The organism is Candidatus Nitrosacidococcus tergens, from assembly GCF_902810445.1.
In the GTDB taxonomy this organism is placed as follows: Bacteria; Pseudomonadota; Gammaproteobacteria; order Nitrosococcales; family Nitrosococcaceae; genus Nitrosacidococcus; species Nitrosacidococcus tergens.
This window is the reverse complement of record NZ_LR778175.1, coordinates 719,615-739,157: the sequence shown is the minus strand read 5'-3', so window position 1 is coordinate 739,157 and position 19,543 is coordinate 719,615. Positions and strand designations below refer to the sequence as shown.

Sequence of the window (19,543 nt, the reverse complement as noted above, 5' to 3'; positions counted from 1 at the left end):
AGATAAAGCATTATGTAAATAGAAAGCGATATCTTCTATAATCCCATTAATTTATACTTGATTCTACTAGTGCGTTTTAAGTGGAGTCGAGAATTCGTTGAGATATTGTTCTAAAAGCCTCTTACTATCAAAGCTATTAAGCCTTAAAAGAAAGTTAAACTCTTTTTAAGGCACAACAGTAATGGCTCCTGGAAAATAGCGCATAATTTTCTCGCTCACACTACCAAGTAATAAAGAGCGAATTTTAGAAAGCCCTCTTCGTCCCATAATAACCATTGAATCTGGATTTTCTTCTAAGTAAAGTAAAATTTCTTCAGCAGGATCGCCAATAAGTGTTTTCTCTTCAAAATTACTTGGCTTACCGCCAAGAGTCTCATATATTCTAGCAAAAGCTTTTTTAGATCTTTCTTCCTTAATTTGATCTATATCCTCCTGATGTTCATAACTAATAGTCACTAGACCTAACCCAAAAGTATCATCTACTCCTATAGGCTTCTCATTAATAGAGAAAACATGGATAAGTACTACAGGCGTTTTTGCAGTTTCAGCTAGTTTAGCTGCAAAACTAGCTGCATTTTGAGACCCTTTCGATCCATCTACTGGAACAACGATAGAGCTAAAATGTGTATTCATAAAATTATGTTAGTATTTCTAAATTTATAATTAGGAGTAATTCTATCCGGGACGGCCATCTATTCTAGATTTCCATAATATGGGCGTGTAATAGTATAAAAAAATAAGATAAGCAGAAATCCAGAGTCCGCCTGCTAAAAATAGTGCCACAGTAGATATCTGCATAGGCAATAAAGGAGCACTTACTCGAGTAATTCCCGCTAGCGTAATGAAAATATAGGATTTTAACATCCCCTGAGGAAGCTCCATAGGTCTACCTGTATGACCAAGTGCTACTCGGGACATCATTCCTAAAATAAGAGTACCCATAGCACCTGTCGCAAGCATATGTAGAGCTATGTTTCGGTAATCATCAACTAAATAGGAAGAATCCAGCCCTTTAGCAATTAATCCTGCACAAATCCACAAGTAGCCTAAGTGTAAGATCCAGAGTAAAGGGTGAGGAAAAGTCTTATACCAACCCCAACCTAGTAAACGAATAAAGTTTAAGCTACCTGCAGCGATTCCTAGATAGCCCGCAAATTTTTCCATACCAGGTATAGTATCTATCATCAAGAATACTGTTGTAGTAGTTAATGCTAGATGATTCAACCAAGTAAATTGATAGATTTTAACACTAGATAATCTATTTTGAGTAAACGCAGGGATAACTCGACCACCAATAATTACCATCAATAGAGTAACTGCATTAATTACGGTTTGTAATACAAAAGGAATAACTCCCATGGAAAGATAGCCCATCCCGCTTAGATGAAATAAAATATTACAGATAATGAGCCCACCTAGTATAGCTAAAATTCCTATATTTCTAGTATTACGAGTAGCAATAATGGGTCTACCAATAAAAAAGAATAGACAAGGAATAAAAGCCGTATCAACTATAGCAGTTGCAATATCAGGTACACTATTTCCTAATAGCATAACAACTCGCCCAGCTATCCACACTATCAGTAAGAAAAATAAGGAAAATCCACTAGCAGTAGGTCGTCCAGTCCAATTCTTAACTGCAGTTAAAAGAAATCCAGCAATAATTGCAGATACAAAGCCAAATAGCATCTCATGGGCATGCCAGTAAGGTAAGGGAAGGTTAACATTAAATTCAACACCATTAAGAAATAAAAGCCATAAAGCCATCCAAACACAACTCATTACCGCTCCGAACCAAAAAAATGGACGAAACCCAATTGCAAAAAATACCCATGGTTTTTTTTGTTGAGATTCAGAAGCAGAATTAAGTGAAGACATAAATGCTAAACTCCTGTAAATACCAGCCTAAATTATAACTATTCTTATTACGGTTAACTTATTGTAATAAAAAGAAAAAATTTGAAATACTAAAGATAATCTAGTAATCTAAGTTTATTAGTAAAAAAATGCTTAACTATGGAGTATAACATTATGAAAGGTAACTCACAGATTATTAGCTATTTAAATAAAGTGCTGAAAAATGAACTAACGGCAATTAATCAATATTTTCTACATGCACGAATGTTTAAGAACTGGGGATTTAAAAAATTAAATGAGTATGAGTATAAGGAATCTATTGATGAAATGAAGCATGCTGATAAATTAATAGAGCGAATTTTGTTTCTTGAAGGTCTTCCTAACCTTCAAGAGTTGGGTAAACTCTTTATTGGTGAATCTCCAAAAGAAATGCTTGAATGTGATTTGAAGTTAGAGCTTAATAACTTACCTCTCTTAAAAGAAGGAATCGCTTATTGTGAAGCACAAAGCGATTATGTTACCCGTGAATTGTTTGAGGAAATCTTAGAGAGCGAAGAAGAGCATATTGATTGGTTAGAGACACAATTAGATTTAATAGAAAAAATAGGGCAACAAAATTACTTACAATCTCAAATATAATTAAAGTAAATAAGTTTTTTATCTAATATTCTATGGCAGGAACGGTTAAATAGATAGTAAAGTAAAAACATACTCTCATGCCATCTGAAGATCATTTATTTAAAGACAGTAGCGCAGCTATTGGAGATTTCTGCTTTGATAAGATAACTGCCTCTGTTTTTGATAATATGGTGAGCCGTTCCGTTCCTTTTTATTCTGAGATGCAGCGGATGGCAGGAGAGATTGCTGCAGATTTTGCCATTCCTGGTTCATCTTTATTTGATCTCGGTTGTGCAACAGGTACTACCCTATTACAGTTAGACTCTATACTTCATCCTGATATTTATTTTGTAGGGGTAGATAACTCAGAGGATATGCTAGAGAAGGCAAAACAAAAATTCTCATTACAAAATAGTACTCGGAAATATAAATTTATCCTTACTGATTTACACCGAGAACGAATTGTAGAAAACGCCTCTGTAGTCATCATGATTCTTACACTTCAGTTTATTCGCCCTTTATATCGTACTCAGGTGATTCGCAGCATCATAGAAGGGATGAGACCGCAATCTTGCTTAATCATTTTTGAAAAAATTACAGTTAACGATAGCTTATTTAATCGGCTTTTTATCCGCTATTATTATAATATGAAAAAACAGCAAGGCTATTCAGAAGTTGAAATTGCAAGAAAACGAGAAGCACTAGAAAATGTGTTAATTCCCTATCGCCCAGAGGAAAACCGTGAGCTCTTTGCAGAAGCTGGATTTACCCATATTGAAGAATTTTTCCGCTGGTATAATTTTAGCGGGATTTTAGCAGTTAAATAATTTTGTATGAAAGAAGAGCAAAAATCGCTTTTTATTCGCTATGGAGATTTTATTTTTAAATATCGAAATGGTGTTTTTCCAATTATTTTAGCGATTTTATTTTTAAGCTTTTCTCCCATAAACTCAGATTATGCTCATATCAATTTAGCCGTTGATTTACTTGGTTTTTTCATTTATTTCTTTGGAGAAGGAATTCGAGTAATGACTATTGGGCTAACATATATTAAGCGAGGAGGAAAAGATAAGCAGGTCTATGCAGATAATCTTATTATAGAAGGAATTTTTGCCCATTGCCGAAATCCCCTATATTTAGGAAATTTGTTTATATTCTTAAGCTTTTTTATTATCCATGGCAATATTTGGGTATATATTTTAGGTACTCTATTTTTTCTTACCGCTTATAACGCTATGGTAGCTGCTGAGGAATTTTTTTTACAACAAAAATTTGACATCATCTACATAAGATACTGTAGCCAGGTAAATCGCTGGTTGCCTAAGATTACTGGATTAAAAGACACTTTTAAGCAGATAATTTTTGATTGGCGACAAGTTATTGGTGCAGATTATAGTAGTGCGTATAGTTCAATGATGGTGATACTTCTTACTATCTATTATAAACAGATAGATCTAGAGGATTCTGCGATCGTCCTCTCTTCTACTCAATTACTAAAGATTGGAATTGTACTTACTAGTACGATGGCAGTTATTAAGTTTTTAAAGAAAAAAGGTTATTTATCTAAAAACCGATAGGTTGCTAGCACTGGCTTGTGATCTGAGGGGGCAGTGTTATTAAGAAAGAAATCTACTGTATCACAATTCATAGGCTTTAAATTCCCTTGATGTAATATCCAATCTAAGGTTTCTGGAACATGAAATAAGGTAGGCATGGTGGGACGAGTAACGTGAGGGATACGTCCTAAAGCACTAAAACAATCAGTTAAACCGGCTTCTCTAAGTATTTGTAGAGGTAAAAAATTATCATTTAAATCTCCCATAAATAATAAGGGATCTTGGGGAGTAGTGAGCCGATTTAAGACTTTGATTGTGTTTTGGCTCTGAATAATTCGGATGTTGATTCCATCTTTACGCTCCTGTTTATTTCCTGACCAAGTATAGTGTGCTGTAGTTACAAGTAATGGCGAAATATCTAAACATTTAGGCTGTAGTTTTACCCAGAACAAACGTCGCCATTTTTCTAAGTGCCCTATTTCTTCTGCACCATAGGCTATGAGATCAAAGATAGTGCAATTCCAATAAATATTCCCTTCTCTAACCCACCCTTCAAAAGGGTCTTCTACTCTTTGGTGGCTAGGTAGAATTTGATCTAGCAAATCCCTGCCTTGAAGGCATAATTCTTGTAGACAAAGAATATCCGGTTGATGGAAAACAATGAACTGGCGAAGAGAATCTTTACGAGAATCCCAATATTTATCATTCCATAAGTTATAAGTACCTACGACAAACCTTAGAGGGTTAACAGACACTTAAATATAGTGATGATTTTGAAACCAACGAATAGCATCAGAAATAGCTTCTCGAGCAGGTCTGTGAGTATACCCTAATTCTTGCTCCGCTTTTTTACTAGAGAAAAACATGTGTTTTTTTGCCATTCGCACTCCATCAACAGTAGTCATAGGCTCTTTTCCATGAGTAAGATAAGCCCAGCCTTGGGCAAAATAAGCAATGGGTAGAACTACATAATGGGGCAGTTGAATTTTTGGAGGGTTACGATTCATAATACGTGCGACAATTTCTAAAATCTCTCTAAGATAAAGGTTTTCACCGCCTAGAATATAGCGTTCACCTGTTTTTCCTTTTTCAAAAGCGAGTAAATGTCCTGCAGCTACATCATCCACATGAACTACATTTAAGCCCGTATCTACATACGCTGGTATTTTACCAGAAGCTGCCATAGTAATTATTCTTCCTGTTGGAGTAGGCCTAATATCCTGAGGACCAACAGGGGTAGAGGGATTAACTATTACTACATCTAATTTTAGAGATTTTGTTAGCTTTTTAACTTCTTCTTCAGCAAGGAATTTTGATCTCTTGTAGTGACCTATCATCGTCTCAAGACTAGAGGGAGTATTTTCATCTGCTGGACTGCGATCCGGATTAACACCTAATGCTGCTACACTACTGGTATAAATGATTCGCTTCACTCCCGCTTGCGCAGCTGCAAGGAAGATATTTTTAGAGCCTTGAACATTATTATCATAAAATTCTTGAGGATTGCGAGACCATAGTCTGTAATCTGCTGCTATATGGAACAATGATTGGCAGCCTTGTAGTGCTTTCTCTAAGCTTTTTGGATCTTTTAGATCTCCTTCAAAAACTTCTACTGAAAGATTGTCTAAGTTAGTACGGTTACTACTGGGGCGTACGAATACTCGAACAGTTTCCCCTAAATTCACTAACTGTTTGGCAACTGTTGATCCTACAAATCCTGTGGCTCCTGTTACTAAACTGGTCATGATAATTAATGACCTAAAGGAATACCGTAAATAAACATAATTTGATTTTCACCAGGATTACGTTTGTTGATACCTGCGCTGGAAATATGACCGAATCTAAATCCAACCCGATGTCCTGCAGTAACTCCATGATCGAACTCGTAAGCAAACTCGATTCCTTCATGAAAATTAAAGATACCGCCAAGATCCTTACTTCCTCCTTGGCTGTATCCTCCTATAGAGAAAAATGGGGTAATTACAAAATTATAAAATTTGTAATCTCCGTAAATACCTCCATAGCCGAAAACACCCCCATCAGTATTTGCCATAATACCTGCCATAGGTGCTACAATGCCAAAAAACTTTTTACCAAAACGCCATTCAGCAAATGCAGAAGGTGCCATTTTAGAATGCACTGTATCAAAAGTACCAATACCAAACCCTAAACGGCTAGGTTCCTCTTTGATCCAATTTTTCGCAAGCCAATCGTTATCTTTAACATAATCGACTAAATCGTTGTCTTCGCCCCTATTTCTAGGGCTAGATTGCATGTCTTTTTCATAGCTACTACTAGATTGTATGTCTTCTTCATAGTTTAAATCTTCACTATCACTGTATTCCATCTCTTTTTCATAGTCTGAAAGATTAATACTGTGGGTATCCATACTGGGTGGAAAAGCCTCATTTTCAGCTTTTACAGCAGAGCTATAAATAAAAAAAGCGAATATCAGCGCTAATACGATAATTTGTAAAAATACCTTCATTAATATTTATTCCATTTAATCAATATTATTGCTGGTACTCGTGGCAAGCGGATATTTATCTAAATAATTCAAAACATTTTGGCTGATGGTCATCATTATGTCGATTTCTATAAAATTGCCAATAGTGTGATAGATATAGGAAGTGACCAGCTACTATACATACAATTCTACATATAATAACTCTTAAACTAATCTCAATCCTACTAATTTTGTTTCAAATAAAAGTGTAATTTGTTAAATATAAGTTTTAATCTAAATTTAAGATTAATATAGTATTGAATTAGGGTAGAGGGAAGTAAAAATTTCTTTGAAGTAAATCGATTTCAATATTTTTAATAAAAATTTTAAGAGGTGTTTATGGCTTTAGATTGGTTAAAAGGCAAATTTAATGAGGTTTCTGCTAACCTGAAATCAGAAGTTACTAAGATTAAAAATAAGGATTTATTAGAAGGTATTGTAGCAGGCTGTACGATGGTAGCTCATGCTGATGGCATAGTTAAACCAGAAGAGAAACAAAAAATGATAGGTTTTCTGAGATCCTCAGATGTGCTTTCTGTATTTGATACGGGAGATGTTATTGAGTTATTTGAAAAATACTCTCATAAATTTGATTTTGATTACACTATTGGGGAAGCTGATGCTCTTCAGGTAATCGGAAGGCTTAAAAAAAAGGAATCAGAGGCTAGATTATTAGTTCGTGTGTGTTGTGCCATTGGAGCCTCTGATGGAGATTTTGATGATAAAGAAAAAAATACGGTAAGGAAAATTTGCACAGAGCTTGGTTTACATCCTGCTGATTTTGATCTTTGAAGGAGTGAAAATATGTCAGTAAGTTTACAAAAGGGGCAAAATGTATCTCTAAACAAAGAATCCCCTGGAATAAAAGAGATTACTTTTGGCTTAGGATGGGATGCACGGTCTACCGATGGTACTGATTTTGATTTAGATGCCAGTGCTCTTATTTTAGGAGAAAATAACAAAGTCTTAAGTGATTTACATTTTATTTTCTACAATAATAAAACCGATTCAAATGGTGCAGTAACCCATGCAGGGGATAACCGCACAGGAGTAGGAGAGGGAGATGATGAAAGTATCATAGTTGATATTTCTAAATTGTCATCTGAGGCGAAAAAGGTTGTATTTGTAGTAACTATTCATGAAGCAGAATCAAGAAAACAAAACTTTGGCCAGGTCAGTAATGCTTTTATTCGGGCTGTAAATAAGGCTAATGATAGTGAAGTGGCTCGCTATGATTTATCGGAAGATGCAAGCATTGAAACAGCAATGATTTTCGGTGAGCTTTATCGTCACGGGGAAGAATGGAAATTTAAAGCAGTAGGTCAAGGCTATGCTGGAGGATTAGCAGGAGTTGCTAAAGATTTTGGGGTAAATATTGGTTAAGAATAAGTAATATTCTTCTTACAGATTTATAAAATATACCAGTTAAAATTTAGCTAGTACATTTTTTATGTCCCAAATTATTCCATTAGCTGCTGGAATATTAGAAATTGAGGTTCATAGGGCAGAACTTCCATTAGATCATATACTGACCTTTGCTTCTCGAATTAACCCTAGACGAGGCTATCTATTCATTTCTAAGGTTTTAGGTAAACACCTTCCTTGCAGACCTTCAGTCATGCGGGATATTTATCATCGTTTAGGAAGGTTTCTTATAGCAGCTAAAGAACCTATGATAATAATAGGTATAGCTGAAACTGCAATTGGCTTAGGTGCTGGAGTGGCTCATAGTTTGGTTCAAAATGCTCAGTATAACGATATTATTTTTCAGCAAACTACTCGGCACCAGCTTTCTGCAGAGGTATGGATTCGTTTTGAAGAAACACATAGTCATGCCCCAAGACATACTCTTTACCGTCCTTTATCTAGATTTCAAGAGCAATTTTACTATGCTAAGACCCTTGTTTTAGTAGATGATGAAATTAGTACAGGTAATACCTTAATCGCTCTGGGAAAACAGCTAATCAAGGTATTACCTCATATTTCTCAAGTTATTATTGTTTCTATTGTAAATTGGCTCTCTGATAGTCAAAAAACCTTATTTGAAGTACAGTTAAATAAACCTGTCGCATTTATAAACTTACTAGAAGGTAGCTTTGCATTTACCCATAATCTAAAGCTTAATCCTAAACCACTTGATCAACCTCAAATACAGCCGATAGTACAAACACAGCAATATACAGGACGAAGAGGAATAAATTTCAAGGAGATACACTCAATTAAGGGGCCTTATCCTAAAACAAATCAGATATCTATTATTAGTACGGGGGAATTTCAATTCCAGCCTTTTTTATGGGCTGAGGAGCTAGAGAATCAAGGATTTGATGTACTCTTTCAAGGCACTACCCGATCTCCTATCAAAATAGATCATGCTATTTATAGTAAGTTAAGTTTTAAAGATGAATATGGTGAAGGTATTGATCACTATTTATATAATCTTCCTAGTGATCGGGAGATAATTATTGCATACGAATCTTTAGGGCTAGCCTGCAATCATAATTTACCTGAGCTAACCGCTGGTACAGTATGGGAATTTAGTTAAGAATAAAAGCTATATGTTCAGCTTACAGTAAGCCTCAATTTACCTGGTAAGACAAACTAAAAATAAACTTATCTATGATAAATCATCATATACTAAAAAATAAGTTTACACCCTATCTCTTTACTGGCAGTTACCATCCAGATGACTGTCAATTTTTACTTACTCCATTACAGATAGAAACATTATCTATTTCAAAAAAAGAAAAATTAATTCAATCAGGAAAGAAACACTATTCAGAAATAATTAGTACTGAATCCCTACCCAGTCCCTTATATATTAAGTTATTTAAAAAATTAACTCAGCAATATAAAAAACGTTTAGCAAGGGAAGTGATTGATCTTGCTTATCATATTGCCCAAATTTATCCTACACCTATTACTCTGGTATCTCTAGCTCGAGCAGGAACACCTATTGGTGTTTTATTGCAACGAGCTTTAAGTCGGCATTTACATATAGATTCTCAGCATTATTCAATTTCCATTATTCGAGATCGTGGGATTGATCAACAGGCTCTTAGTTTTTTACTTAATGTACATCGTCGTCCAGCAGCAGGCATAGTATTTATTGATGGCTGGACTGCAAAGGGAATAATTACTCAAGAATTTAAACAAGCAATTGCCGACTGGAATCGGAGTCACTATGGTAATCAAATCAATAATGCTCTTTATGTTATTTCAGATATAGCTGGCATTGCAGATGGTGCTGCCACTTATGAAGATTACCCTATTCCCTCAGGAATTCTCAATGCTTTAGTTTCAGGTTTGATCTCCAGAACTATCCTAAATAATCATATTCAAATTGGGCAGTTTCATGGCTGTATCTATTATAATCATTTACAACCCTATGATTTAAGCAATTGGTTTATTGATGAAGTAGAATCCGAAATGGATCCTAAGCAAATTAAATCTTTATCTTTTGAATCTCGTATAAATCGCTTTTATCAAACTAAATTTTATTTAGAAAAGTGTACTAAAGAGTATGGCATCGAGAATATTAACTATATTAAACCTGGTATTGCAGAGGCGACTCGGGTGATATTACGCCGTATTCCAGAAAGAATTTTATTGAAAAATCCTGATTCTGATCAAGTAGCTCATTTAGTCTTCCTTGCGAAGGAAAAACAGGTAGTGATTGACTATAAGCCAGAGATGCCATTTGCAGCCATGACATTTATCAAAACTATTATATAGAAGAGTAAATATTAGCGTGTCTACTCATCATTGCCACTATATGGCATTGGGTGCTACTTTATACATACCAGCCACTCGAACAGATATTCCTCTCATCTTAAATCAGAAAAAACAGATATGGATTCGTTCAGTCATTATTTGTACTGAAGATGCTATTTCAGAAGTAGATTTGGCTCCAGCACTAGCTAATATACAATCCGTATTGGCTCAAATCCGTCCCTCTCCTATCTTGAAATTTATTCGCCCTCGTAATCTTAAAGTATTTACTCAACTGATAAAAATGCCTGGGATTGAGAATATTAATGGCTTTGTATTACCCAAAGTAGATGAAAGTAATCTATTATCCTATGGGGAAATTGTAGCTCAGTTACCTACCCTATTTTTAATGCCTACCATTGAAACAGATTTAGCATTTAGCCGAAATCGTCTTGAAATGTTTAGAGAGAAGTTAGCAGAGCTTACTAACCCTATTCTTTGTGTAAGAATTGGAGGCAATGACTTACTAGGGTTATTGAAGTTAAAGCACCCCAAAAATCATACGATCTATGATACCCCACTGCGAAATGTAATTAATGATATTATTCTCACGTTCCGTCCTGCTGGTTATAAGCTAGCTGCACCTATATTTGAATATCTTAATAATCATAAATTATTACAGCAGGAAGTAGTATTGGATACAATGCATGGGCTATTTACCAAAGCAGCTGTGCACCCTTCACAAGTTGCCGTAATAGAATCTAGCTATCGAGTATGTAAACAGGATCTAGATTTAGCAAAAATCGCTTTACAAGAAAAAAACACTGCAATTTTTAAACTCAATGAACAAATGGTAGAACCTAGTACTCATCGATTTTGGGCAGAGGATTTATTGCAACGTGCTGAACACTATGGAGTATGCTGTGAGCAATTGTAATTAGATAAAGTATTTTTTAACACTAAACTTATAAATCAATTAAAAATATGACATTTCTTATTCAACATTTTAAATACTCTCTGATAGTTACCGCTATAGGTCTAAGTACTGCTTTTCTATGGGGGGGAGTAACTGGAGTATTCGTTGTTGCCATTTTAGGAATCCTTGAAGTAAGTTTATCTTTTGATAATGCAGTAGTGAATGCTTCTGTACTTAAGGATATGCACCCTATATGGCAAGATCGTTTTTTGACTTGGGGTATTTTAATCGCTGTATTTGGTATGCGATTGCTTTTCCCAATTGTAATCGTCACTGAAACATCTGATTTAGGGATGATAGAAGTAGTGAAAATGGCACTCGGGGATCCTGACCGCTATTCAGAGCATCTTTTAACTGCCCATGCGGAAATTTCTGCCTTTGGGGGAATGTTCTTGCTTATGGTGTTTTTATCATTCCTCTTTAATGAAAAGGACTTGTATTGGTTAGGTACCATTGAAGAAAAATTAGCAAAGATGGGGCATATTAAATCTAATGAAATGCTTATTTCACTGGGTGTTTTACTATTTGTACAGCATTTCTTACCCTTAGAGCATAAACTTAGCAGCCTCCTTGCTGGAGTCGGTGGTATTTTCTTATTTTCCTTAATTCACACTGTCTCTGAATTATTTACGGAAAAGGAAGGGGAGGTAATGGCTTATACCGCAAAGCATGCAGGAGTTATGGGTTTTCTCTACCTTGAAGTGTTAGATGCCTCCTTTTCGTTTGATGGAGTTATTGGTGCTTTTGCGATTACTAAAGACATCATCATTATCATGCTTGGTCTTGGCATAGGTGCTATGTTTGTGCGATGCCTTACCGTTTATTTAGTAGAGCAAGGTACTTTGGATGAGTATGTGTTTTTAGAGCATGGCGCTCACTATGCTATTGGGGCATTAGCCTTTATTATGTTGATTAGCACCCAAATTGAAGTACCGGAAGTAATTACCGGTTTAATTGGGGCTACTTTTATCGGGCTAGCGTTATTTTCTTCGATTAAATATAAAAAGAATATACCGCCCCAAGAACAGGAAGAAACAGCTTAACTATTTATTTTCTTTATTCTTTCGGAGGGTTTATGTCAATACAACTTACCAAAGGTCAGAAAATTTCTCTTGAAAAGGAAGTTCATCATAGTTTATCTAAAGTGATCATGGGTTTGGGATGGGATGCAATAGAAAAAAAGGGATTCTTAGGATTTGGGGGAGGAAAGCAGGAAATAGATTTAGATGCTTCTTGTATCCTATTCAATACATCAGGAAGCTTAGTAGATACGGTTTGGTTTGGTCAGTTAAAAAGTAAAGATGGAAGTATTACCCATACTGGCGATAATCGTACTGGAGATGGGGAAGGAGATGATGAACAAATTATTGTAGATCTTTCTAAAGTACCTATAGAAGTATCTAGTCTTGTATTTGTAGTCAATAGCTTTACTGGGCAAAGTTTTGATCAAATTAAAAATGCTTTTTGTCGCTTAATAGATTACAGCAACGATAAGGAAATTGCTCGCTATGATCTAAGTTGCCAAGGTAGTCATAATGCACAAATTATGGCAAAAGTTTATCGTCACAATAACGAATGGAAAATTCATGCTATAGGTGAAAATGCAACAGGTAAAACCTTCCATGATTTATTGCCAGTGATACTGCCTTTTTTATAAACCTATAGAAAAGAAGAAATAGCAAAAAACTACAGCTAAAAAAGTCTCTTACCCATAATAAAAAAGAGATGAATACCATCCATAAGTATGCATACCGTCCGGATATTGATGGGCTAAGAGCCTTAGCGGTATTAGCAGTGATTGCCTACCACTATGAATACGCCAAAGATCTTTTAACTGGAGGTTTCATTGGCGTAGATATTTTCTTTGTTATCAGTGGCTATCTCATTACTGGTATTCTCATCAAAGACTTTGAAGCCCACCGCTTTAGCATCGTTCAGTTCTATCAACGACGTGTCAGAAGAATCTTCCCCGCCCTAATTATTATCCTTCTTTTCTCTCTTATCATAGGCTGGATCTTTCTTTTTGGAAACGAGTATAAAACACTAAGCCAACATATTGCTGCCAGTGCAGGTTTTATTCAAAACTTCATACTCTGGAGCGAATCGGGCTACTTTGATCTCTCCTCCATACAAAAACCTTTGCTTCATTTATGGAGCTTGGCTGTTGAAGAGCAATTTTATATCTTCTGGCCTTTAATGCTTTGGGTGATTCTTCACTATGGTTGGTCAATTACTCGATCTATCATTTTTATTATTAGTCTCTCTTTTCTTATTAACCTTTGGTATGCTCATCAGGATAAAGTCATCGATTTCTATTTTCCTATAACTCGAGCTTGGGAATTGATGGCAGGTGCTTATCTTGCCTCAATTCATCACTACCGACAGTCTTTTTTTTCTAAGTATTCCTCTCTACAATCTTGGTTAGGGTTAGGGTTAATTATTGTTGGATTTTTTACGATTCATCCAGAATATCGCTTTCCTGGAGTGTGGGCAGTATTGCCTGTCTTAGGTACGGTACTATTACTTAATGCAGGATCCAATAGTTTTATCAATCGCTATGTGTTCTCTTCACCTATTGCTATTTGGATAGGACTCATTAGCTATCCCTTATATTTATGGCATTGGGCGTTATGGTCTTTTTCCCTTGTGATTATAGGGGATATTAGAGGTAATGATTTTTATCGCCATGAATTAAAGGTTGCCGCTCCTTTACTCTCTTTTCTTTTAGCATGGTTGACATATAAATACTTAGAAAAACCTATTCGCAGTACAGCGAAAGGAAAATCTGCCCTTGTGCTACTTAGTGCTGTCATTATTATTGGGCTAGATGGATTAGTGATTTTCCAACAGGAAGGAATACCCTATCGACCTTTTAAAATCTTTGATGATAAAGCAGAACAATATATTCAAACACTTGCACTAAGCCCAATAGCAAAAAAATGTCATGATTTTTATAAGAAACCTACCCATCCAGAGCAGTGGTTTTGTGAGCTAGGAGATACTCAGTCGGGTATTTGGATTATAACCTATGGGGATAGCCATGCTCAAAGTATGATCCCTGCTTTTAATCGCTACGGCAAAGAAAATCATGTACAAATTATACATGCTAGTGAGAGTAGTTGTTTACCTTTATTAAGATTGAAAGTAATAACTGTGTCTCATAACCTAAGTTGCATGAGTATAATAGAGAAAGAGGCGACAATAGCCAAAAGCAAAAAAATATCAATGGTAGTGTTAGTTGCTAATTGGACACGTTATATAGGAAAATTAACTACACAACCCAACAAAAGATACCAATTAATCAGCATTGATAATATAATCAGCATTGATAATAGTAGTTTACAAGGAATACCTGCTTTCACCTACGGCCTAGAGAAAACCTTATCTTATTATAATTCTTTAGATATTCCAGTATTACTTTTAGAAGATAATCCTCAGCAAATGGAACCAACTGTGCCAATCCATCTCTTGCGCTTTTATAGCAGAAATAATCAACAACACTTAGAGCAGAGATTAAATCAAAGTGCCGTGAGCATTCAAAATCATATTAAAAACCAGGCTACTATAAATGGGATTTTAGAAAAAATAGCTACCCATTATCCAAACACCTATATTCTAAATATAGATAAAGTGCTTTGTAATTCTAAAACCTGTCCCTGGGACAAGGATGGAGAATTTTTATATTATGATAGTCATCATTTAACTACTGCTGGTAGCATGCTGGTTTATCCGCTACTCAAAGAAAAACTAAATAATATTTTGAAGATTAACTAGCCCTCTAAAGCGAATTAAAAATTAGGGTAACCTCTGTTCCCTTGCTATTTTTTCCTTGTTCAATTCTAATTTTTATGTGATGTAAATCAGCAATTTCTTTAACAATAGCAAGCCCTAAACCACAGCCTTCTTTTTGGGCTCTTGAGATACGGTAAAATCGATCAAACACTTTATCAAGCTCTGCTCTTGGAATTCCATAACCTTCATCTTCTATGATAAGCGAGGGTTGAGATGTGTTTTTTAATGTAACCCACACTCTGCCTTGTGAGTTACTATAACGAATTGCATTGTCTATAAGATTATTTAATAGTTCACGAAGTAATGTCTCTCTCCCTTGAATCAGGATAGGACTAGATGGGCTATCAAAACTTAATTCTATGTTATGTTTCAGCGCATAGGGTACCCATTCGATACAAGTTTCTCTAATAAAATGGTTTAAATCTACAGGTAAAAATTTGTTGCTACTTTCCTTAGCTGTCTCAGATTGAGCAAGTATCAATAATTGACTGTTTAAGTGATTCATCTGATCTGCACTGCTTTTAATTTGTATAAGTGCTGGTTTCATTTCTTCTAGATTATTAAGCCGTAAAGCTCTTTCAGCTTGGACCTTAAGCCCAGAAAGAGGAGTACGTAATTGATGTGCAGCATTTTCAATAAATGCTTTTTGCAGAGCTATAGTTTTCATTAATTTTGCTAATAAATTATTCATAGTATGAATAACTATACGTATTTCAGAGGGGACATGAACGTCAGAGATAGATGTTAAATCTTGTGGAGAGCGTTGAGAGAGTTCTTGTGCTAGGGTATATAATGGTATGAGACCTCGCTTAATTTCAAATTGCATGTAAAAGCTAATAATGAAAATAAGCAGTACTTCAGGGATAATTACGGCAAAGATAATATGCTTAACTGTATTTTTTCGCTTATTTAATGTTTCAGCTACCATCACTAAAACTTTATCTGAAGTATCTTTAGGAGAAGTAAGGATGGTCACACCCCTTATTTTTTTATGATGGATCTCACCGTCAAAATAAATAGGAGTAGCTAAACTAAAATCTTTATTGGAAATAATAGAGGTAAATTGATCTCCAGCAATAAATCCAAGTTGTTGAGATTCTATTTCAAAAAAGGTTTGATCTATATTATCCCATTGAAAAATTCTAAGAGCCGCAGGGGGTATATTGAACGCTACTTTTCCTTCTTGAGATTTAATTTCTTGAGCAAGAGAAGCAGCCGAATCCAGTAACCAGTCATCATAAGTACTATTGACATAGTATAGTGTAACGTAATAGGAAATAAAGCTATTAATAATAACGAGAGAAGTTAGTGGAAGAATTAAGTGCAAGAGTAGTCGTAATTTAAGACTTCGGATTTGTGTCATTTGAATCTTTTTCTAGTAAATAGCCTAGCCCTCGTAAAGTACGAATATTAATTCCCCAAAGCGCCAATCTTTTCCGTAATCGATGAATATAAACTTCAATGGCATTATCTCCTAGTATCTCTCCATGTATAGAGAGCCTTTGAGCGATTTTGTCTTTACTAACCACTTTACCTAGGTGAAGAAACAGAATTTCAAGGACAGCATATTCTCGAGAGGAAAAACTCTCGACTTTACCATTAACATATATCTGGCGAGTTTGAATATCTAAAGTAAGATTGCCTATAGTGATGTGATGAAAACCACCGTAGCTACGTCGAATAAGCGCACGAATTCGTACTTCTAATTCTTTTAGCTCAAAGGGTTTACTCATATAATCGTCAGCCCCATATTCAAGACTATTAATCCGATCATCTAATCCATTTCGAGCAGTAAGCACTAAAACAGGTACTGCATTTTTCCTTCCTCTTAAATTTTTAATAACCTCATTACCACTTAGTCCAGGTAGATTTAAGTCAAGAATAACTAAATCAAATTCTTGGGTATACAAAGCCGTATCTGCATAAGTACCGGTCATTGCATTAATCACCTCATATCCAACTTGGCTTAAAGCTTGAGTTAACCCATCAGCGAGTGTGACATCGTCCTCAGCCAGTAGAATTTTCATTTATAAAAAACTGAAAGGTTTTTGAAAGGTTCACTGATTAGCATAGTAAAAAATTGTTTTTGTACTTGGAGCTTGGAGTAATTTAGTTAAATGTTAGTTTTTTCTAAAAACCAACTTACACTTTTCTTTTTTATACGCTTTGCTTGTCAAATATTATGGGTCATATCAATTTTTCCAGCTCAAGGAATAACATTGACTGAACAACAAGCTATTGCCCTATTCTATCAGCGGAACTTAGATATTATTGCTGGAAAATATGCTATTAGCCGAGCAAAGGCAGAAGAAATCATTGCTGCAGCTATCCCTAACCCAGTACTTACCTTGGAGTCCAATGAAATTGCATTTCGTTACCCAGGTAATGCTTCTCCTTCTACTTATGTGAGCATAGAGCAATTGATTGAATTAGGAGGAAAACGAAAGCTACGGATGGAAAGAAGTCAATTAGGGACAGAAGCAGCTATCAGCGATCTTCAAGATACTATTCGAGTACTGAGTAATGTGGTACGCCATCAATTCTATTCATTGCTACTTGCACAAAAATCAGTGGCTATTGCTCAAGCAACGGCTGAAGATTATCAAGAAATCTTACAGGCAAATAAACTAAGATTTAAAGTAGGAGATATCGCAAAGCGAGATCTTACTCGTATTGAGGTAGAAGCCCTAAACGCTCAATCAGATTTAGATAGTGCTTTAGCCCATTTGACTCAGGAGCGTGCTGAGCTTGCAAAGATTCTAGCATGGCCAGAAGGTGCAGATAATATTAAAGTAGCAGATCAGTGGCTAAAAATTAAAGAATTTAGCTACCCATTAGATGATATAGAGTTATTAACTCAGCATGCCTTTTCCCAAAGACCAGATATAAAGTCAGCTCAATTACGAGTCGAACAAGCCAGCAAAAATCTTACTTTAGCCCATCGTTTGAAAATTCCAGATATCACTTTGAATGCTGGTTATACCAGAGATTTTGGAAACATTGTATTAGAAAGTGGAATCGTTGGTGTAAGTGTTCCATTGCCTATTTTTTATCAACATAAAGGGGAAATTGATAAAGCCTCAGTGGAGTTAAATAGCTTAGAGCTAGAAATTCAACAAATTAAACAAAAATTAAAAACAGAAATTATCAGTGCAGTAGCTGCTTGGAATTCATCAACTATGGTGATGAATAGGTATCAGCAAGATGTACTCAATCGCATTGATGAGGTACAAGAATCAGCTGAGTTCGCTTATAACCACGGTAGTGTAGATATTATAGATTTAATAGAGGCAAAACGGAATTATAAGATAAAGATGCTGGAATACTATACAACGCTTGCTAATCGTGGCTTTGCTTATGCGGATTTATTAAGTGCATTAGGAGAAGAAAGTGCTTTGTGAGTACTGCTAAATATTATGAGTAAAAACCCTACTTACCTATTATTGTCCATAATTATCACTCTAGCAAGCTGCAGTGATAACACTAATCAGCAGCAAAGTGCGCCTATCTTAAAGATACAAGGAAATCAAATTACTTTTCTACAAGATTCCCCTGAATTATCCGTAGTTACAGTGCAGAAATATGCACAACATACCTTAAAAATATCTGGGCGATTATTATGGAATGAAGATGAAACCGTAAAAATATTCAGTCCTTTAGATGGTCGAGTTATCGAAGTTATTGTAAATATAGGGCAACAGGTTGAAGCTGGTCAACCGCTTGCTGCAATCCAGTCCCCAGATTTTGATACGCTACAAGCAGAATACCGTAAAGCAGCAAGCAATATGATGTTTACGAAAAAGAGACTTGCAAGACAGCAAGAGCTCTATGAACATGGTATTGTCGCTCGCAAAGAGCTGGAAGAAGCTCAAGCAAGTTATACCGATGCAAAAACTAACTTAAAGTACATAGAATCCCTGCTCAACCCTTATGGGAATCCCCTTCACTCTACTAAGTGGTTTTATCTTAAAAGCCCTTTAGCGGGAACCATAGTACAAAGATCAATTAATCCTGGTCAGCAACTCAATCCTAACCAAGGGGATCAACCTTTGTTTATAGTGACTAACCCCACTTCCCTATGGGCACAGCTGGATGCTACTGAAGAGAATTTGCCTTATTTAGCACCAAGCAAGCAGCTCATAGTTACAAGTAAATCCTACCCTAAGTCTCGTTTCTTAGGGGAAGTTATCTATATTTCCGATTTTGTAGATTCTACCACTCGCACTGTCAAAGTACTCGCTAAAATTCCTAACCCAGATCGAAAATTAAAAGCACAAATGTACGTGACTGCTCAAATACCCATTCATACACAATCTAATCCTACGGTTATAACTAAGGCGGTTGTTCTAGATAAAGATAAATTTTACGTGTTTATTAGTATAGGGAAAGGACAGTACATTCGCCGTCAAGTAGAAATTGGTACAGAAAATCAAGGAATGACTCCTATCCTCTCTGGGTTACAAGTAGGAGATAGAGTAGTTTCTGAGGAAGCGATTTATCTAAATCATCTTTTTCAATCTGAAGGCTAGC

General features: G+C 35.5%; 20 protein-coding genes. 13 read left to right on the top strand and 7 right to left on the bottom strand.

The annotated features are described in order from the left end of the window. Positions 1–165: 165 nt before the first annotated feature. Together NSCAC_RS03585 and NSCAC_RS03580 are read right to left on the bottom strand one after the other, a co-directional pair. A complete protein-coding gene (locus NSCAC_RS03585; protein ID WP_197745053.1) occupies positions 166–633 on the bottom strand; it encodes a universal stress protein in 468 nt (155 codons plus the stop codon). Between the two features lie 42 nt (positions 634–675). Continuing rightward, a complete protein-coding gene (locus NSCAC_RS03580) occupies positions 676–1,878 on the bottom strand; it encodes an NnrS family protein (RefSeq protein ID WP_197745052.1) in 1,203 nt (400 codons plus the stop codon). 153 nt (positions 1,879–2,031) lie between these two features. Between NSCAC_RS03580 and bfr the strand changes: the two genes are divergently transcribed. The 3 genes from bfr to NSCAC_RS03565 all read left to right on the top strand — a co-directional run bounded on the left by bfr (position 2,032) and on the right by NSCAC_RS03565 (position 4,052). Then, positions 2,032–2,496 (top strand): bacterioferritin, encoded by a 465-nt coding sequence (bfr, locus tag NSCAC_RS03575; RefSeq protein WP_197745051.1) that lies wholly within the window; start codon positions 2,032–2,034, stop codon positions 2,494–2,496. A 77-nt stretch (positions 2,497–2,573) separates the two neighbouring features. After that, positions 2,574–3,302 carry a carboxy-S-adenosyl-L-methionine synthase CmoA gene (gene cmoA / locus NSCAC_RS03570; RefSeq protein WP_197745050.1) on the top strand — a complete coding sequence of 243 codons (729 nt, stop codon included), beginning with the start codon at positions 2,574–2,576 and terminating at the stop codon, positions 3,300–3,302. Between the two features lie 6 nt (positions 3,303–3,308). Continuing rightward, positions 3,309–4,052 (top strand): methyltransferase family protein, encoded by a 744-nt coding sequence (locus NSCAC_RS03565; protein ID WP_197745049.1) that lies wholly within the window; start codon positions 3,309–3,311, stop codon positions 4,050–4,052. On the opposite strand, the gene NSCAC_RS03560 is transcribed toward NSCAC_RS03565, so the two are convergent. The 3 genes from NSCAC_RS03560 to NSCAC_RS03550 are packed head-to-tail and all read right to left on the bottom strand — an operon-like array spanning position 4,031 to position 6,519. Further along, complete coding sequence (locus NSCAC_RS03560) at positions 4,031–4,786, bottom strand: endonuclease/exonuclease/phosphatase family protein (protein WP_197745048.1); 756 nt, start codon at positions 4,784–4,786, stop codon at positions 4,031–4,033. The genes NSCAC_RS03565 and NSCAC_RS03560 overlap by 22 nt on opposite strands. Continuing rightward, on the bottom strand, positions 4,787–5,776 hold the full coding sequence (gene hpnA, locus NSCAC_RS03555) for a hopanoid-associated sugar epimerase (protein WP_197745047.1): 990 nt from the start codon (positions 5,774–5,776) through the stop codon (positions 4,787–4,789). Positions 5,777–5,781: 5 nt separating this feature from the next. Continuing rightward, a complete protein-coding gene (locus NSCAC_RS03550; protein ID WP_197745046.1) occupies positions 5,782–6,519 on the bottom strand; it encodes an acyloxyacyl hydrolase in 738 nt (245 codons plus the stop codon). A 357-nt stretch (positions 6,520–6,876) separates the two neighbouring features. Between NSCAC_RS03550 and NSCAC_RS03545 the strand changes: the two genes are divergently transcribed. From NSCAC_RS03545 to NSCAC_RS03510, 8 genes are all read left to right on the top strand, one after another. Further along, positions 6,877–7,329: a tellurite resistance TerB family protein gene (locus NSCAC_RS03545; protein ID WP_197745045.1), complete on the top strand. Its 453-nt coding sequence runs from the start codon at positions 6,877–6,879 to the stop codon at positions 7,327–7,329. A gap of 12 nt (positions 7,330–7,341) precedes the next feature. Continuing rightward, entirely contained in the window at positions 7,342–7,920 is a 579-nt protein-coding gene (locus NSCAC_RS03540; protein ID WP_197745044.1) for a TerD family protein, read from the top strand. 67 nt (positions 7,921–7,987) lie between these two features. Continuing rightward, the gene (locus NSCAC_RS03535; protein ID WP_197745043.1) at positions 7,988–9,079 is read left to right on the top strand and encodes a phosphoribosyltransferase domain-containing protein; all 1,092 of its coding nucleotides are present in this window, start codon (positions 7,988–7,990) and stop codon (positions 9,077–9,079) included. A gap of 74 nt (positions 9,080–9,153) precedes the next feature. Further along, complete coding sequence (locus NSCAC_RS03530; RefSeq protein ID WP_197745042.1) at positions 9,154–10,269, top strand: cysteine protease StiP family protein; 1,116 nt, start codon at positions 9,154–9,156, stop codon at positions 10,267–10,269. Between the two features lie 16 nt (positions 10,270–10,285). Continuing rightward, a complete protein-coding gene (locus tag NSCAC_RS03525; RefSeq protein ID WP_232085985.1) occupies positions 10,286–11,182 on the top strand; it encodes an HpcH/HpaI aldolase/citrate lyase family protein in 897 nt (298 codons plus the stop codon). Positions 11,183–11,229: 47 nt separating this feature from the next. Further along, complete coding sequence (locus tag NSCAC_RS03520; protein ID WP_232085984.1) at positions 11,230–12,264, top strand: DUF475 domain-containing protein; 1,035 nt, start codon at positions 11,230–11,232, stop codon at positions 12,262–12,264. 32 nt (positions 12,265–12,296) lie between these two features. Beyond that, positions 12,297–12,878: a TerD family protein gene (locus NSCAC_RS03515; protein WP_197745041.1), complete on the top strand. Its 582-nt coding sequence runs from the start codon at positions 12,297–12,299 to the stop codon at positions 12,876–12,878. A 68-nt stretch (positions 12,879–12,946) separates the two neighbouring features. Continuing rightward, positions 12,947–14,995, top strand: a complete 2,049-nt coding sequence (locus NSCAC_RS03510; RefSeq protein ID WP_197745040.1) for an acyltransferase family protein — start codon at positions 12,947–12,949, stop codon at positions 14,993–14,995. Between the two features lie 4 nt (positions 14,996–14,999). On the opposite strand, the gene NSCAC_RS03505 is transcribed toward NSCAC_RS03510, so the two are convergent. Continuing rightward, the gene (locus NSCAC_RS03505) at positions 15,000–16,376 is read right to left on the bottom strand and encodes a sensor histidine kinase (RefSeq protein WP_197745039.1); all 1,377 of its coding nucleotides are present in this window, start codon (positions 16,374–16,376) and stop codon (positions 15,000–15,002) included. Then, positions 16,354–17,040: a response regulator transcription factor gene (locus NSCAC_RS03500; protein WP_197745038.1), complete on the bottom strand. Its 687-nt coding sequence runs from the start codon at positions 17,038–17,040 to the stop codon at positions 16,354–16,356. The genes NSCAC_RS03505 and NSCAC_RS03500 overlap by 23 nt, the downstream gene beginning before the upstream one ends. Before the next feature lie 90 nt (positions 17,041–17,130). Between NSCAC_RS03500 and NSCAC_RS03495 the strand changes: the two genes are divergently transcribed. Together NSCAC_RS03495 and NSCAC_RS03490 are read left to right on the top strand one after the other, a co-directional pair. After that, positions 17,131–18,414 (top strand): TolC family protein, encoded by a 1,284-nt coding sequence (locus tag NSCAC_RS03495; RefSeq protein WP_197745037.1) that lies wholly within the window; start codon positions 17,131–17,133, stop codon positions 18,412–18,414. 15 nt (positions 18,415–18,429) lie between these two features. Then, a complete protein-coding gene (locus NSCAC_RS03490; RefSeq protein WP_197745036.1) occupies positions 18,430–19,542 on the top strand; it encodes an efflux RND transporter periplasmic adaptor subunit in 1,113 nt (370 codons plus the stop codon). The last annotated feature ends 1 nt before the right edge of the window (position 19,543 follow it).

What these genes read in the sequence shown, in the direction of transcription:
- NSCAC_RS03585 (WP_197745053.1), bottom strand. Translation starts at nt 633, where the DNA reads ATGAATACACATTTTAGCTCTATCGTTGTTCCAGTAGATGGATCGAAA.
- NSCAC_RS03580 (WP_197745052.1), bottom strand. Translation starts at nt 1,878, where the DNA reads ATGTCTTCACTTAATTCTGCTTCTGAATCTCAACAAAAAAAACCATGG.
- bfr (WP_197745051.1), top strand. Translation starts at nt 2,032, where the DNA reads ATGAAAGGTAACTCACAGATTATTAGCTATTTAAATAAAGTGCTGAAA.
- cmoA (WP_197745050.1), top strand. Translation starts at nt 2,574, where the DNA reads ATGCCATCTGAAGATCATTTATTTAAAGACAGTAGCGCAGCTATTGGA.
- NSCAC_RS03565 (WP_197745049.1), top strand. Translation starts at nt 3,309, where the DNA reads ATGAAAGAAGAGCAAAAATCGCTTTTTATTCGCTATGGAGATTTTATT.
- hpnA (WP_197745047.1), bottom strand. Translation starts at nt 5,776, where the DNA reads ATGACCAGTTTAGTAACAGGAGCCACAGGATTTGTAGGATCAACAGTT.
- NSCAC_RS03550 (WP_197745046.1), bottom strand. Translation starts at nt 6,519, where the DNA reads ATGAAGGTATTTTTACAAATTATCGTATTAGCGCTGATATTCGCTTTT.
- NSCAC_RS03545 (WP_197745045.1), top strand. Translation starts at nt 6,877, where the DNA reads ATGGCTTTAGATTGGTTAAAAGGCAAATTTAATGAGGTTTCTGCTAAC.
- NSCAC_RS03540 (WP_197745044.1), top strand. Translation starts at nt 7,342, where the DNA reads ATGTCAGTAAGTTTACAAAAGGGGCAAAATGTATCTCTAAACAAAGAA.
- NSCAC_RS03535 (WP_197745043.1), top strand. Translation starts at nt 7,988, where the DNA reads ATGTCCCAAATTATTCCATTAGCTGCTGGAATATTAGAAATTGAGGTT.
- NSCAC_RS03530 (WP_197745042.1), top strand. Translation starts at nt 9,154, where the DNA reads ATGATAAATCATCATATACTAAAAAATAAGTTTACACCCTATCTCTTT.
- NSCAC_RS03520 (WP_232085984.1), top strand. Translation starts at nt 11,230, where the DNA reads ATGACATTTCTTATTCAACATTTTAAATACTCTCTGATAGTTACCGCT.
- NSCAC_RS03515 (WP_197745041.1), top strand. Translation starts at nt 12,297, where the DNA reads ATGTCAATACAACTTACCAAAGGTCAGAAAATTTCTCTTGAAAAGGAA.
- NSCAC_RS03510 (WP_197745040.1), top strand. Translation starts at nt 12,947, where the DNA reads ATGAATACCATCCATAAGTATGCATACCGTCCGGATATTGATGGGCTA.
- NSCAC_RS03505 (WP_197745039.1), bottom strand. Translation starts at nt 16,376, where the DNA reads ATGACACAAATCCGAAGTCTTAAATTACGACTACTCTTGCACTTAATT.
- NSCAC_RS03500 (WP_197745038.1), bottom strand. Translation starts at nt 17,040, where the DNA reads ATGAAAATTCTACTGGCTGAGGACGATGTCACACTCGCTGATGGGTTA.
- NSCAC_RS03495 (WP_197745037.1), top strand. Translation starts at nt 17,131, where the DNA reads ATGTTAGTTTTTTCTAAAAACCAACTTACACTTTTCTTTTTTATACGC.
- NSCAC_RS03490 (WP_197745036.1), top strand. Translation starts at nt 18,430, where the DNA reads ATGAGTAAAAACCCTACTTACCTATTATTGTCCATAATTATCACTCTA.